Below are 14,583 nucleotides of genomic sequence, written 5' to 3' on the forward strand. Positions count from 1 at the left end.
CGATGCGAAACACAGATTCTGCCAAACGGTCGTGGACCCTGCGGCGGGCCCTTGGAGCGGGCGGGGTGCTCTGTGGCCAATGCGCGCACCTGAACACAGGATGCGGCTCGGCCGGCAGACCACCTGTCTGGTTTTTGCAACGTTTCGATTCGGGATCACGGTTTCCAGGGTGCTTTTATAACACCTGAAGCAGTGGGGCTATTGCACCAATTGCTCGGGAAAAGACTGATTAGCCTCCACAGCCGTACTGCCCGGAGCATTCGTGCAATGAGTTCTGCCTCCCTAACCAAGCCCCCCGCCGAGAGGGTACGGGTCAACCGCGTGGTGTTCCTCACCTCCGCGCTGATGATCCTTGTTCTGACTGCCTTGCTTATCGCTGTACCCGAAACCGCCGGCCAGGTGCTGGGCGTGGCCCAGAAGTGGCTGACGCGCACCTTCGGCTGGTACTACATGCTGGTGATCTGCGGTTACCTGACATTCGTGGTTTACCTGGCCTTCTCCGACTACGGCAAGCTCAAGCTTGGTGGCAAGGACGATGAGCCAGATTTCAGCTATGGCGCCTGGGCCGGCATGCTGTTTTCCTCCGGTATCGGCATTTCGTTGCTGTATTTCGGTGCCTCCGAGCCCCTGGACCATTATTTCAACCCACCAGAAGGCACCCCTGCCAGCCTCGAAGCGGCGCGCCAGGGCCTGCAACTGACCTTCCTGCACTGGGGCCTGCACGGCTGGGCGATCTACGCCCTGGTCGGCCTGGCCGTGGGTTATTTCGCCTACCGTCACAACCAGCCGCTGGCGCTGCGCTCTGCGCTATATCCGCTGGTCGGGGAGCGTTGGGTCAAGGGTGCTGCCGGCAACGCCGTGGACATTTTCGGCATGTTCGTCACCCTGCTTGGCCTGGTGACCAACCTGGGTATCGGCTCGATGCAGGTGTCCTCCGGGCTTGAGTACCTGTTCGGCATGGACCACAGCAAGACCAACCTGCTGGTGGTCATTCTGGTGATGGCGGGGGTCGCGACCGTGGCCGCGGTGTCGGGTGTGGAAAACGGCATTCGCCGTCTGTCCAACCTGAACATCATGCTCTTCAGCGGCCTGTTGATATTCGTGCTACTGGGCGGCGAAACCCTGCACCTGCTCAACAGCTTCGTGCAGAACGTCGGCGATTACCTCAACGGCATCGTACTGAAGACCTTCGACTTGTATGTCTACGAAGACGAAGCCGGCAAGTCGGAACGCTGGCTGGGCCTGTGGACCGTGTTCTACTGGGCCTGGTGGATCTCCTGGGGCCCGTTCGTCGGCATGTTCATCGCGCGGATCTCCAAGGGCCGCACCGTTCGCCAGCTGGTGTGTGGTGTGCTGCTGATCCCGCTGGGCTTCACCCTGGCGTGGCTGTCGATCTTCGGCAATACCGCGCTGGATCTGGTGCTTAACCAAGGTGCCGTAGAACTGGGTAAGACAGCCCTCGAACAGCCCTCGATGTCGATCTACCAGCTGCTGGAGTACTTCCCTGCCGCGAAGATCGTGATCGGCGTGGCGGTGTTCGTCGGCTTCGTGCTGTTCCTCACCCCCGCCGACTCCGGCGCGGTGATGATGGCCAACCTGTCGTGCAAAGGCGGCAAGGTGGACGAAGACGCGCCGCACTGGATGGTGGTGTTCTGGTCGGTGGTCATTACCCTGGTTACCATCGGCCTGCTGTTCGCGGGCAACTTCGAAGCCATGCAGACCATGGTGGTGCTGGCCGGCCTGCCATTCTCGGTGGTGCTCGTGCTGTTCATGTTTGGCTTGTACAAGGCCATGAAGCAGGACGTGGTAGTGGAGCAGGAGCGTGCTGAGCTGGCCGCCCGTGGCCGCCGCGGTTTCAGCGAGCGCCTGACCCAGCTGGAGCTGCAGCCAACCCAGGCGGTGGTCCAGCGCTTCATGGACAAGCACGTCAGCCCGGCCCTGAAGGAAGCTGCCGAGCAAATGCGCACGCTGGGCTTTGAGGTCGAGAGCCGTGTGGGCCAGTCGCGCAACATGATGGGCCTGCGCGTGATGATGGAAGAGGGCAACCCCTTCGTTTACGAAGTGAGCCTGGATGGCTACCTGGCCGCGCCAAGCGAGGCGCCCGTGGAAGGCGAGCCGGAAGTGCGCCAGCGCTTCTACCGCGCCGAGGTGTACCTGCATGACGGCAGCCAGGAGTACGACCTGATGGGCTTTGCACCGGAGCAGATCGTGCGCGACGTGCTGGATCAGTTTGAAAGCCACCGCCAGTTGCTGGGGCGTGTTTACAGCTGATGCAATGAATCAGGCCCTGCTGTGAAGCAGGGCCTTTTTTCTTTTCCAGGCATGCAATAAGTAGCACCGTGACCGCAAACGCTCGCGCCACGCTTCTGGTTCATCTACCAGAAGGTCACGCGTATGCCCCGTTCCGATACCTCGACATTCGATTTCAGGCGAGCTGCAGCCCTGCAGTTCGCTGACCGCCCCACCTTGCGCCAGGTCGTCAGCGAACAGTTGCTCAAACTGATGCTGGCCGAGCTTCCATGGTTGGCATCGGTGCATCCGGCCTTGCCGTGCGCCGATGTGCTCACGCTCGACAGCCCGGACCCTGCGTCGACTTACTGGACCACTCAGCCATTGGTCGATCGTGTGCTGCAGGCCATGCTCGAGCGCAACCCTATCGACCTGGAGCCCATCGCCGGCCGTCATCATAATCTCGGCGTGCTCGATCCCTACCGCTTCGCTGGCGCCAATAGCCCGTTCGCCACTCGGCAGCTCAGTGGCCTGACAGACCCAGTGAATGAACTGATCGCGCAACTGCCGCAGCATTTCTGCCAGGCTCAACTCGACTACTGGCGCGCTCAAGGCAGTGCCGGGGTAAGCCGTGACGAATGGCTTCAGTTGCTGTTGAAGGCCGCCTTGTTGCGCGGCTTGCCCCTACAAGGCCTGGACAGCCAGGAGCAGGCATGCCTGCGGGGTCTGATCCGCGGTGGCGCCGACCAGCCGCCAGTGAGTTTTGTACAGGCGCGCCTGGTCAGCGGCGTCGAGCCTGCCGACGAGATGCTGTGCCACCTGCTGGTCAGCGCAGAGTGGGATGAGCGGCAAGTGGTGCTGTGGTGCGCGCCATCCGGCAACGTGAGCCGTTTTGCTTCATTGGCTGCGTTTGCCGTGGGGCTGCGTGATGAGCTGGCGCAACGCTACAGCTTCAACGGTATGTCGTGGCAGCGTTACCCAGTCGAGGGCAATGTGTTCGCTCAGCAGGCCGCATTGCTGCACGAGGCCATGTGCGACCGGGTGCATCGAGTACGCTACGGGCGTATCGCCGACATTGCAGCCCTTGAGCGGTTGTTCGCTCAATTGAGCGACCCGGCACAGTGGTTTGGTAGCTACCTTGACGAAAGTGCCGCTGTCAGCCCCCCGCCTGGTCTGCTGGCCAGCACTGGCAGCGACAGTTTTGCTTATCAGGCGGGGTTACTGCAGCTAGCAGCCGATCAGTTGGACGCTGAAGGGGTCGCTGCCTTGGAGGGGGTCCAGTCCCTGGCCGACTACACCCGTGAGCAGCTTGCCGAGCCCTTGCGCAAGGCGACCGGGGGCGACCTGTGTGCGGACGAACTGGTCCTTGAATTTTTCGTGGCGCAAGGCATGCCGGGTGGTGCCGCAACCGGAGCAGGCGGGGGTGAGCCTCTGGTCTTCGAAGGGCAGAAGACTTTGACCGAGTTTGCAATCGGCAGCCTCGGCGAGCTCAGGAACGCAACGATCAGGCGGATTCGCCGCCGAGACGGCGCGGACCTTCCCTTGGGGCTGAGTGTGGGCGCTGTGAACCAGATGGTCAGCCAGATCGATGTGGGGGGCCGTTACCCCCTCTATGTCGCGCGTAAGCTGGACGACCCGCAACAACGCCCGCAGCGCATCAGGCGTTTTGCCCGTGAATGGCGCAGTGCGATGCGCTTCAGTGCACTGCATGCCAAGCTCGACGGCAAGCTGAGCGAAGCCGGGCTGCAATGTGTGAATGATTTCTGCGCAGGCCATGACAACCCGTTGGCGCCGCGCATGATGCTGATGCCGTTGACGTTCAAGCGTCAGCCCGACTCGCACCAGCAGGACACTGTACGGGGCATGTACCTGTTGTTCTGCGCCGAGCCGGCGTTGGTGCTGTTGTATCGGCCTTTGTATGCCCAGGACACATTGCGCGAGTATGCAAGCTTTGACGCACTGCTCGAGCATATCCAGGAATCCGTCCGGCTGCAGTCGAGCATACTGGACTGGCTCGACCCTTTCGTTCGCCCTATCTACGATAACGGTGGGTTTCGCGAACCGCATGTCGGCAGCCTCGGTGTCGACCCTTATGACCTGCCTGAAAAACCGCTGCCACCAGTGATTGATCCGCCATTCTGGCGCTCCGGCCTCGACGACAAGCTGTATGACGCCAATCGCGATCTGCTGGTAGAGCTGGCAGACCTGCACTCCACCTCCAACGCAGAACGACGTTGGCAAGCCCTCGCTCAGGGTGCCTGGTTGCTGTTCGATACCGTCAGTCTGGTGCTCAGCGGCCCCATCGCCGCCGTGGCATGGCTGGTGCAATTGCTGGGGGCGTTGGAGGACGATCTGCTGGCGATCGAGCAGGGTGGCGCATTCGAGCGCTGCGCGGCGGTGGCGGACCTGATCGTGAACCTGAGCATGGTGCTGCTGCATGCGCGGCAGCCGCCGCTGACGCCTGGCCCGGTTGCAGAGCCGCCCGAAGCTGGGCTGTTCGAGGGGCCGGCGGCGCAGCGCGGGGCATTCGGCGAAGTCAGCGTGTTGCCGACCGGGGGTGAAGAAGCAGCCCTCGGCACCCTGGCAAGGTTGCCGGAGCGCCGGCTGGATTTGTCCTGGCGTGGCAACCATGGCTTCAACTGGTTGCCGCCTGCGCAGCGGCAGGCATTGCGGGCGATGCGTTCTGGTATAGCGCTGGAGGAGTCGATGTTGCAGGCCGACGGGGCGGCGCAGGGGCTGTATCAGGTCGACGACCGCTTTTATGCGGCGATGGGCGCCGATGTTTATCCCGTTCAGGTGCTACCTGAGGGGGTACGGGTGATTGATGGCCATGGTGGATATGGGCCGTGGTTGAGCTTTGCCAGGGGGGCCTGGCGGGTGGACACGTCACTGCGCCTCGCTGGCGGAATGAGGCAAGCCGGCACGCGAGCGAGCCTGGTGGCCCGCTTGAACAAACTGGAGAAAGCTGCCGATGCACTCACGCGTCAGGCCAATGCAGCGTCGGAGCGTTTCACGATGGCGGGGGCGGACGTTACACAACTGCGCGAGAAAATAACCAGGCTGGAAGATTTGCGTGCGCGGGAACAGGCCAAATTGGACAACGGCATGGACGATACCCAGCGCACTACGTCAACAGCCCTTATCGACCGGTACGATACGCGAATCGCCGAGTGGCGGACGGAACTATCCACCAAGCGCGAAGAGGCGGTTCGGGATCTAGAAGCAGCAGTGCGCTGCGACAACGAGGTGCTGGTCAAATATCAGGCGATTCTGGAACCCAAATTCGCCTCTGTTCGCCCAGCGATGGCGGAGCAGGTCCTCCCAGAGCAGGTGAATGTTATTCGCACCGCGCTCATTCGCCACAACGATTTTATCTACAACGAGTTGTTGAGCTTGGCGGACTACCCAGGTTTGGCTGAACTGCAACAGGCCCTCCACGGCCGTTCCCTGCACGAGGGACTCGAAACCTATCGTGCGTTTCGCCTCAAGCTCCAAGGGGTGGTTGATAGACAGGAGCGCATGCTGGCGGCGTACGAATACCTCGACCAACTGTTGACCGATGCGCCGCTGGACTTGCTCATCAGCCACCCCGACACAACGCCACGGCGAACGGTCGCCTCGCTCATTGCCGAACGCGAGTTGAGCACGGTGCAATTGCGTTTTCATCAGGTGATGAACCTCGCCGACCTGGCTTTGCACCTGGATTCCAGCACCGGGCGGGGGAAGCTTCGTGGTTTCAGGGATGAACTGATGAGCCTCGGCCTGCGCAGTGCTGCAGGGGCCCATGGTGACCTTGGGTTCGCCAGGCTGCCGCTGGATGACCGCATCACAGTCCTTCAGGAGGCCTGGGACGAATATGCCGCAGCACTGCTTAACAGTGCGCGGATTCGCGATCAGGGGGGCGCGCTGGTGGAAGTGTCGATGCTTGACCGTTATCGCACCCATCTGGAGAAGCTCAAGCTCGATGCAGGGCGCCGGCTGGTTGATGCCATGAAGGAGCAGGAGGGTGCCAGCGTTACCCCGGGCCGTGTTCCCTACGCTATCGCCAACACGCCACAGCGGGCGGTGCGCAACAGTGAGGGGCAACTGCTCATTGGCAACGAGGTCGTTGTGAATGGCCAGCCCATGGTTGAGGTGCGCGAGCCCTTCACCAAGGAGATCCTCACCCGTTTCGAGCAGCGGGATGGCCGGTGGGTCGAACAGGTGTCGGAGCCAGCGCCAGTGGAAGCCGAGCAGGTGCCGGCGGATACCGCTTTTCGGGTGCAGGCCTTGCAGGATGAAGCCAGGGCGCTGTCACAGAAAGCAGATGAATACGTCAGCTACGACCTCAACGGCATGAAGATCAGGCGGATGTTCGAACAACTGATCAACAAGCTCGGCCGAGAAGCAGCCTCGCTGACTGAGGAGGGCGCGGCCGCAGGCTTGATAAGGATCGTGGAGAATGCCGCTGACCAACTGCGTTCTGACATGAACTACAAGTTGACGAAGCTCTATACCGATACGAAGTATCCGACGGCTGAGGGCCTGCAGTTCTTGCACGAGCAGAAGTTGATCAGGGTGGAGTATGTCAGCCCGAGAAAGACCATGGCCAACGGCAGTGCATTTGACGAGTACAAGGTCCTGCGCTTGACGGGGGCAACAGGGGGGCGACCCCTGTGGGTTGCGCATTTTCACCTGCCCACGCTCGACGCCAATGCGCAGGACTTCACCCAGGGCCATCTGAAGACGTGGAGCCAGCGGCGTATGAGTGGCCGTGAAGAAGCGGCTCTGGGGCAGCGGGTACACCGCGGCAAGCTGACCCTGGAGCAAGCGCGCGGCATCATCCCGTTCGATTGAGGCGCGTCAGCGGTTGCTGTAACGGCCATGCCTGCCATGGGCTGGCATGGCCTGATTACCGCGTTCGGCGATCATCTGGTGCAGCCCGATGAGGACAATCCCTTGTGCCTGGAGCCGAGGTAATTCCCGCTCCAGCACCTGCAGCGTCTGAGGATAGGGGTGCCCGATCAGCACCGCCGACCCCTGCCGACGCGCCAGCTCGACCCCTTGCTGCAATTGGCCGGCGATTGCCTCGACCGTACGCTCGTCATCCAGGAACACATCACGCGATACGTGCGCCAGCCCGACTTCCTGAGCTTGGGCTGCCGCCACGGTGGCTGCGCTGGTACGGCTGTCGACGAAGAACAGGTGACGCCGCTGCAACTCGCCCATTAGCCAGGTCATGGCATCACGTTGCGAGGTCATACGGCTGCCCATGTGGTTGTTGATGCCCGCGGCGTAAGGCACTTTGGCCGGGGCGGCGTTCAGACGCTCGGCCAGTTCCGGGATTGCCAGGCCGGGGTGCCAGGCGTAAGGCCCGGTCGCAGGGTCCATGGGCATGTGCAGGATCACCGTCTTGCCGGCTTTGTGCGCCTGCCGGGCGAAATCACTGGCGTGCGGGGTGTCGGGCATGATCGCCATGGTCACCGGGCCAGGGAGCGCGAGGGTGCGGCTGTCGCGCTCGGTGCTTTGGCCCAGGTCGTCGATGATGATGCTCATGTAGGCCTTGGCGGGCGCCGCATGAGCAGCGCCCGCCAGCAGGCATAACAGCGTGAACAGCAGAGAACGCATGGCGGGTATCAATGGCCCTTGGTGACGTTCAGGCCCTTGAGCAGGCTAAGGGCCTGGCTCAGCTGGAAGTCGTCGTCCTGCGGGCGTTCCTTGCGCTTGCTGCTACCGGTCGGCCGGTCGGCACCGCCGTTGCCGTTGCCCAGGTGGCCTTGCAGGTCGGCTTCCTTGAAGTTGTCGGTATCGACTTCGGCAGTCAGCTTGGCCTGGCGAACCTCGATGTCCGGCACGATGCCCTGTGCCTGGATCGAGCGGCCGCTGGGGGTGAAGTACAACGCGGTGGTCAGCTTGAGGGCGCGGTCGTTGGCCAGCGGCAGTACGGTTTGCACCGAGCCTTTGCCAAAGCTGTCGGTGCCCATCAGCACGGCGCGTTTCTGGTCTTGCAGGGCGCCGGCGACGATTTCCGAGGCAGAAGCACTGCCGCCGTTGATCAATACCACCAGTGGCACACCTTCGCTGGCGTCGGCCGGGTCGGCAGAGAAGCGCAGCTCGGAGTTGGCGATGCGGCCCTTGGTGTAGACGATCAGGCCTTTGGTCAGGAAGTGGTCGGCCACTTCCACCGCCGATTGCAGCACGCCGCCTGGGTTGTTGCGCAGGTCCAGCACCAGTCCGCGCAGCTTCTTGCCGTTGTCCTTGCGCAGTTTGGCCAGCGCCTTGCCCACTTCCTCACCGGTCTTGACCTGGAATTGGGTGATGCGAATGTAGCCGTAGTCGTTCTCCAGCAGTTGGCTCTTCACGCTCTTGACCTGGATTACCGCGCGGGCAAGGGTCACGTCGAACGGGTTGCCGCCATCGCGTACCAGGGTCAGGGTGATCTTTTCGCCAATCTTGCCGCGCATCTTGTCCACGGCTTCGGTCATCGTCTGACCACGGGTCGGGGCACCGTTGATCTTGACGATCAGGTCGCCCGCCTGCACGCCGGCACGGGATGCCGGGGTGTCATCGATGGGTGAAACCACCTTGATGAAGCCGTCTTCCTGGCCCACTTCGATGCCCAAGCCGCCGAACTCGCCGCTGGTGCTTTCCTGCAGCTCCTGGAAGTCTTCAGGGCCAAGGTAGGCCGAATGCGGGTCAAGGTTACTGAGCATGCCCTTGATGGCGTTCTCCAGCAGGGTCTTGTCGTCTACCGGTTCGACGTAGGCTGCCTTGATGCGGTCCATGACCTCGGCAAAGGTACGCAGCTCCTCCAGCGGCAGCGGCGCCTTGGCCGTCACCTCGGTGGCCGGCACCGAGGCCGGCTTGGCTGGCTTGACCGCAGCCGGCTCGGCGGCGAGGGCCACGGGCGCGCCGACCGCCAAGGCGATGGTCAGGGCCAGCTGGGTGAGACGAGGCGAGTGCAGCATGTCGAACGAACTCCTGATCCTGTAGGCGCTCCCTGCGGAGCATCGGTGCAGCGCTGGCGCTACCCCGTAAAATTTGACTAGGCTTGAGCCCTAACCTCTGCACCACTGCGATGGGTCGGTAGGCCGCCCCTGCTGGCGAATGGCGAAATACAAGCCCGCGGCGTCCTGGCCGCCGCTGTCGCCAACGGTGGAAATGGCTTCGCCGGCCTTGACGATGTCGCCGGCATTCTTGAGCAGGCTCTGGTTGTGGCCGTACAGGCTCAGGTAACCATTACCATGGTCGAGAATGACCAGAAGTCCAGCGCCACGCAACCAGTCTGCGAACACCACGCGCCCGCCATGCACGGCGCGCACCTGGGTCCCAGGGTTGGCGCTGATCATCACCCCATCCCACTTGGCGCGGGCATCGCTGCCGCGGGCATCACCAAAACGCGCCAGCAATCGACCATTGACCGGCCAAGGAAGTTTTCCCCGGGCAGCAGAAAATGCACCGCCGTAGTTCGCACCATCGCTGGACACCATCGGGCCGAGGGTGGTGCGGGCCTTTTTCGGCGGTTCGGCATCGTCGCGGGCTGCCAGGGCGGCTTGCTGGCGGCGCTTCTCGGCTTCCTGTTGGGCGAGCAGGGCTTTCTGGCGTGCCTCTTCTGCTTCGCGGGCCTGGCGAGCGAGGGTTTCCTCGATGGTCTTGAGGACCTTGGCCAGGTCAGCCTGGTCCTGTTCGCGAGCCTGGAGTTTCTGGTCGCGGTCCTTCATGTCACCGTTGAGCTTGGCCAGCACCTGCTGGCGCTTGCTGCGTTCGGCTTCGAGTGCCTGACGACGGCCGTCGAGGTCTGCGCGTTGGGTCAGCAGCTGTTCTTGCTGGCGGCCGATGTCTTGCTCGACATTGGCCAGCTGGCGCAAGGTTTCGTTAAAGGCGCGCAGTTGCTCCATGCGCGCCTTGCTCAGGTAATCGTAATAGGTGAGGGTGCGGGCAAACTTCTCGGGGTTCTGCTGGTTGAGCAGCAACTTGAGGTATTCCTCGCGACCATTGTTCTGGTAAGCGGAGCGGGCCTGGACGGCGATCAGTCGCTGTTGTTCAACGCGGGCGCTCTGGAGTTTTTTTTTCTCGGTATCAAGGCGCTCCAGCTCGCCCTCGGTCTTTTTTAGTTCTTGCTGCAGGGCCTCCACCTGCTTTTCCAGCTTGCCGATGTCGGTCTCGGTGGATTTGAGGTCTTTCTGTACGCCGGCCTTTTCTTCCTGGAGCTTGCCCAGCGTCTTTTTGAGCTCGGCGATATCCTGGCGGGTGGCGTCCAGTTGTTGCTGGGTCTGCGCACGCTCATCGGCGAAAGCCGGGCTGAGCAGGCAAGACAGGGCTAGGAGGATCAGGGCGCGAAGCATGGGGTTGGGCGTACCAAGGATGGAGACTGGCCTAGTATGCCCGCGCGGGCTGGCAAAAAAAACGCCCCACCGCAGATGCGATGGGGCGTTTGTCTGGAATGCGATGGTTTCAGGCATCCACGAGGATTGAAGTCCCGGTCATTTCCGCAGGCGTCTCCAGCCCCAGCAGCTTGAGCATGGTCGGCGCCACGTCGGCCAGCACGCCGCCTTCGCGCACCTTGACCTTGCGCTTGCCCACATAGATGAACGGTACCGGCTCGGTGGTGTGCGCGGTGTGCGCCTGGCCTGTGCACTCGTCTTCCATCTGCTCGACATTGCCGTGGTCGGCGGTGATCAGCGCTTCGCCGCCCACCTTGTCCAGTGCTTCGACGATGCGCCCGACGCAGCTGTCCAGCGCTTCCACGGCCTTGACTGCGGCGTCGAACACGCCGGTGTGGCCGACCATGTCGCCGTTCGCGTAATTGACCACGATGACGTCATAGCGCTGCTGCTCGATGGCCTCGACGATTCGGTCGGTGACCTGCGGCGCGCTCATTTCCGGCTGCAGGTCGTAGGTGGCCACCTTCGGCGACGGGATCAGAATGCGCTCTTCGCCTTCGAACGGCTCTTCACGGCCGCCGGAGAAGAAGAAGGTGACATGGGCGTATTTTTCGGTTTCGGCGATACGCAGCTGGGTCTTGCCGTTCTTGGCCAGGTACTCGCCCAGTACGTTATTCAGGCTGGCCGGGGCGAATGCGGCAGGTGCCGGGATCTTCGCCGAGTACTGGGTCAGGCCGATATAGGCTGCCAGTTTCGGCATGCGGGCCCGGGGGAACTCGTTGAAGTCGGGTTCGACGAACACGCGCGACAACTCGCGGGCCCGGTCTGCACGGAAGTTCATGAAGATCACGGCATCGCCATCTTCGACCTTGACCGCTTCGCCGATGCGGGTGGCCTTGACGAATTCGTCACTCTCGTCGCGGGCATAAGCTGCTTCGAGGCCGGCCACGGCGCTGTCGGCAGCGTATTCGGCAACGCTATCGACGATAAGGTTGTAAGCGGCGCTGACGCGGTCCCAGCGATTATCGCGGTCCATGGCGAAGTAACGGCCAATCAGGCTGGCGATACGGCCTTTGCCCAGCCTGGCAAAGGTCGAGTCAAGCAGCTCGATGGACGATTGCGCGCTGCGCGGCGGGGTGTCGCGGCCGTCGAGGAAGGCGTGCAGGTAGATTTTCTCGGCGCCGCGCTGCGCGGCCAGTTCGGCCATCGCGACCAGGTGGTCCTGGTGGCTGTGCACGCCACCGTCGGAAAGCAGGCCCAGGATGTGCACGGCCTTGCCTGCACCCGCGGCCTTGTCCACAGCGCCCGTGAGCACAGGGTTCTGGAAGAACTCGCCATCACGGATGGCTTTGGTCACCCGCGTGAAGTCCTGATAGACGACACGGCCGGCGCCAAGGTTCATATGACCGACTTCGGAGTTGCCCATCTGCCCGTCCGGCAGGCCGACATCCATGCCTGAGCCGGAGATCAAGCCATGCGGCTGCTCGGCGCGCAGGCGGTCATAGACCGGGGTGTTGGCGGCAAAGATGGCATTGTATTCGGGGCTTTCGCTGTGACCGAAACCATCCAGGATGATCAGGACAAGGGGTTTGGGCGTGCTCGTCATCAATCAAACTCACGGTTGTTCAAAGATGATAAAGACACGCATTTTAGGGCAAATGCGCCATCAGCGGCGAATATTCGTCCCATAACCGTCAAACGGCAAAGATGAAGGTGAATTTGCTGCCGGCCTGCCGGGCTTTGGTGGTCATGGGGGGCTGTGTATACTGGCCGGCATTTTCAATCGCCTGGAACACCGCTGATGGTTGCTCACCTGATTCAATTCGCGACAGATCACTACATCCTGGTTGCGATCTTCGTTGTTCTGCTGGTCCTGCTGCTCCTCAATGAAGTCCGCCGTGGCGGCCAGAGCCTGAGCAACGGCCAGTTGACCGCCCTGGTCAACGCCGAGAAGGCCTTGGTCATCGACATCCGTCCGGCCAAGGAATATTCCGCCGGCCACATCGTCGGTGCGGTGAACATTCCTCAGGACAAGCTGGCCAATCGCATGACCGAGCTGGACAAGCACAAGGAAAAGACCCTGATCGTCGTCGACGCCATGGGCCAGCAGTCCGGCACCATCTGCCGCGAGCTGCTAAAGGCTGGTTACAACGCCGCCAAATTGAGCGGTGGCGTTTCCAGCTGGAAAGCCGATAACCTGCCCCTGGTGAAGTGATATGAAGCCCGTCATCGTCTACTCCAGCGACTACTGCCCCTACTGCATGCGTGCCAAGTACCTGCTCGAGAGCAAGGGCGTGGCCTTCGAGGAAATCAAAGTCGACGGCAAACCGCAGGTTCGCGCCGAAATGAGCCAGAAGGCCGGCCGTACTTCGGTGCCACAGATCTGGATCGGCAGCACCCATGTCGGTGGATGCGATGACCTCTATGCCCTGGAGCGCGCCGGTAAGCTCGACGCGCTGCTGGCGGCCTGATTTGCACTGCATTCAAAAACATTAGGATAAGGACCTGCCATGACTGACCAACAGACCAACGGCGCCGCCGCAGAAGACAACGGCCCTCAGTTCTCCATGCAGCGCATCTACGTGCGCGATCTTTCGTTCGAGGCCCCGAAAAGCCCGCAGATCTTCCGCCAGACGTGGGAGCCGAGCGTCGCCCTGGACCTCAACACCAAGCAGAAAGCCCTGGAAGGCGACTTCCATGAAGTGGTGCTGACCTTGTCGGTAACCGTCAAAAACGGTGACGAAGTGGCGTTCATCGCTGAAGTCCAGCAGGCCGGTATCTTCCTGATCAAGAACCTCGACGCCTCCTCGATGAGCCACACCCTCGGTGCGTTCTGCCCGAACATCCTGTTCCCATACGCCCGCGAGACCCTGGACAGCCTGGTGACCCGTGGTTCGTTCCCGGCCCTGATGCTGTCGCCGGTCAACTTCGACGCCCTGTACGCGCAAGAAATGCAGCGCATGCAGGAAGCGGGCGAAGCGCCGACCGTTCAGTAATCGCGGTTTGGTAACAAAGAGGCGACCCTGCGGGGTCGCCTTTTTATTGCCTGGTTGTCTGCATCAGCTACCGGCAAACCCCTGCTGGCGCCACGCTTCATACACCGTCACCGCCACGGTATTGGACAGGTTCAGGCTGCGGCAGCCCGGTCGCATTGGCAGGCGTAGGCGCTGTTCGGCCGGCAGGCTGTCGAGCACGTCGGCTGGCAGGCCACGGCTCTCCGGGCCGAACAGAAAAGCATCGCCCGGTTGGTAGGCCACCTCATGGAAGGGGTGCGAACCTTTGGTGGTAAAGGCGAACAACCGCGGGTTGCCGAGGCTGTCCAGGCATCCGGCCAGGCTTTCGTGGCGCTTGAGCGTGGCATACTCATGGTAGTCCAGCCCTGCGCGGCGCAGCCGTTTGTCGTCCAGCTCGAAGCTGATCGGCTCGATCAGGTGCAGGTCGCAACCGCTGTTGGCGCAGAGGCGAATGATGTTGCCGGTATTCGGCGGAATTTCAGGTTGAAAAAGGATGACGTGAAACATGCACGGCTCCAGGCATGAAGATGACGGGCATTCTACCCCCGAACCCGACTTGCGTTCGAAGGCCTTCCCGCGGGTGTTACTTTCACTGGCCATCGTCGGGCTTATGGTCGGCTTGATGATCGGCCGCTTGACCGCGCCCGAAGAGCGTGTGCTAGAGCAGGTGGAGGTGGTGCAGGATGGTTTGGACCTGTGGTTCAGCGACGAGCCCAGGTTGCATGGCGAGAACGTTGAAGGAACGGTAGCGTTACTGTTCGAGGCCGAGGGCAAGGCCCAGCGCGGGCAACTGAGCCTGCAAGGCAAGCCCGTGGGTTGGCGCTTGCAGAAAAGCGAGGAAGGCTTGTTGCTGACCGTGATCGCTGCGCGCCCCCTGCACGGCGAGTGGACCGGTGCAGAGGACGCTGGGCGCTGGCGGGTGCAGGTGAGGCTGCACGAATAAAAGAGGGGATGTCCCGGCCTGCCTGTACCGAGGT

Annotated in this window: 11 protein-coding genes; 6 read left to right on the forward strand and 5 right to left on the reverse strand. The window is 62.3% G+C overall.

What is annotated here, in order from left to right:
• The first annotated feature begins 267 nt into the window (after positions 1 to 267).
• On the forward strand, positions 268 to 2,271 hold the full coding sequence (locus L6D80_RS08010; protein ID WP_054901841.1) for a BCCT family transporter: 2,004 nt from the start codon (positions 268 to 270) through the stop codon (positions 2,269 to 2,271).
• Between the two features lie 123 nt (positions 2,272 to 2,394).
• Positions 2,395 to 7,065, forward strand: a complete 4,671-nt coding sequence (locus tag L6D80_RS08015) for a dermonecrotic toxin domain-containing protein (RefSeq protein WP_176512590.1) — start codon at positions 2,395 to 2,397, stop codon at positions 7,063 to 7,065.
• A 6-nt stretch (positions 7,066 to 7,071) separates the two neighbouring features.
• On the opposite strand, the gene L6D80_RS08020 is transcribed toward L6D80_RS08015, so the two are convergent.
• The 4 genes from L6D80_RS08020 to gpmI all read right to left on the reverse strand — a co-directional run bounded on the left by L6D80_RS08020 (position 7,072) and on the right by gpmI (position 12,198).
• Complete coding sequence (locus L6D80_RS08020) at positions 7,072 to 7,836, reverse strand: divergent polysaccharide deacetylase family protein (RefSeq protein WP_176512589.1); 765 nt, start codon at positions 7,834 to 7,836, stop codon at positions 7,072 to 7,074.
• 8 nt (positions 7,837 to 7,844) lie between these two features.
• Complete coding sequence (locus L6D80_RS08025) at positions 7,845 to 9,176, reverse strand: S41 family peptidase (protein ID WP_176512588.1); 1,332 nt, start codon at positions 9,174 to 9,176, stop codon at positions 7,845 to 7,847.
• Positions 9,177 to 9,266: 90 nt separating this feature from the next.
• Positions 9,267 to 10,553: a murein hydrolase activator EnvC family protein gene (locus L6D80_RS08030; protein ID WP_054901837.1), complete on the reverse strand. Its 1,287-nt coding sequence runs from the start codon at positions 10,551 to 10,553 to the stop codon at positions 9,267 to 9,269.
• A 109-nt stretch (positions 10,554 to 10,662) separates the two neighbouring features.
• The gene (gene gpmI / locus L6D80_RS08035; protein ID WP_054901836.1) at positions 10,663 to 12,198 is read right to left on the reverse strand and encodes a 2,3-bisphosphoglycerate-independent phosphoglycerate mutase; all 1,536 of its coding nucleotides are present in this window, start codon (positions 12,196 to 12,198) and stop codon (positions 10,663 to 10,665) included.
• Between the two features lie 195 nt (positions 12,199 to 12,393).
• Here gpmI and L6D80_RS08040 point away from each other — a divergent pair, with 195 nt between their 5' ends.
• The 3 genes from L6D80_RS08040 to secB are packed head-to-tail and all read left to right on the forward strand — an operon-like array spanning position 12,394 to position 13,588.
• Positions 12,394 to 12,807 (forward strand): rhodanese-like domain-containing protein, encoded by a 414-nt coding sequence (locus L6D80_RS08040; RefSeq protein ID WP_054901835.1) that lies wholly within the window; start codon positions 12,394 to 12,396, stop codon positions 12,805 to 12,807.
• 1 nt (position 12,808) lies between these two features.
• Positions 12,809 to 13,063: a glutaredoxin 3 gene (gene grxC / locus L6D80_RS08045; RefSeq protein WP_003249204.1), complete on the forward strand. Its 255-nt coding sequence runs from the start codon at positions 12,809 to 12,811 to the stop codon at positions 13,061 to 13,063.
• Between the two features lie 39 nt (positions 13,064 to 13,102).
• Complete coding sequence (gene secB, locus L6D80_RS08050; RefSeq protein WP_054901834.1) at positions 13,103 to 13,588, forward strand: protein-export chaperone SecB; 486 nt, start codon at positions 13,103 to 13,105, stop codon at positions 13,586 to 13,588.
• A gap of 63 nt (positions 13,589 to 13,651) precedes the next feature.
• Here the strand turns inward: secB and trmL are convergent, their stop codons facing one another.
• Positions 13,652 to 14,113: a tRNA (uridine(34)/cytosine(34)/5-carboxymethylaminomethyluridine(34)-2'-O)-methyltransferase TrmL gene (gene trmL / locus L6D80_RS08055; protein WP_054900378.1), complete on the reverse strand. Its 462-nt coding sequence runs from the start codon at positions 14,111 to 14,113 to the stop codon at positions 13,652 to 13,654.
• On the opposite strand from trmL, the gene L6D80_RS08060 reads away from it, so the two are divergent.
• Positions 14,112 to 14,549, forward strand: coding sequence for a hypothetical protein (locus L6D80_RS08060; protein WP_054900377.1), 438 nt, complete (start codon positions 14,112 to 14,114; stop codon positions 14,547 to 14,549). The two genes, trmL and L6D80_RS08060, sit on opposite strands and share 2 nt — an antisense overlap.
• Positions 14,550 to 14,583 lie beyond the last annotated feature (34 nt).

This window comes from Pseudomonas ceruminis, from assembly GCF_021602025.1.
GTDB classification, from domain to species: domain Bacteria; phylum Pseudomonadota; class Gammaproteobacteria; order Pseudomonadales; family Pseudomonadaceae; genus Aquipseudomonas; species Aquipseudomonas ceruminis.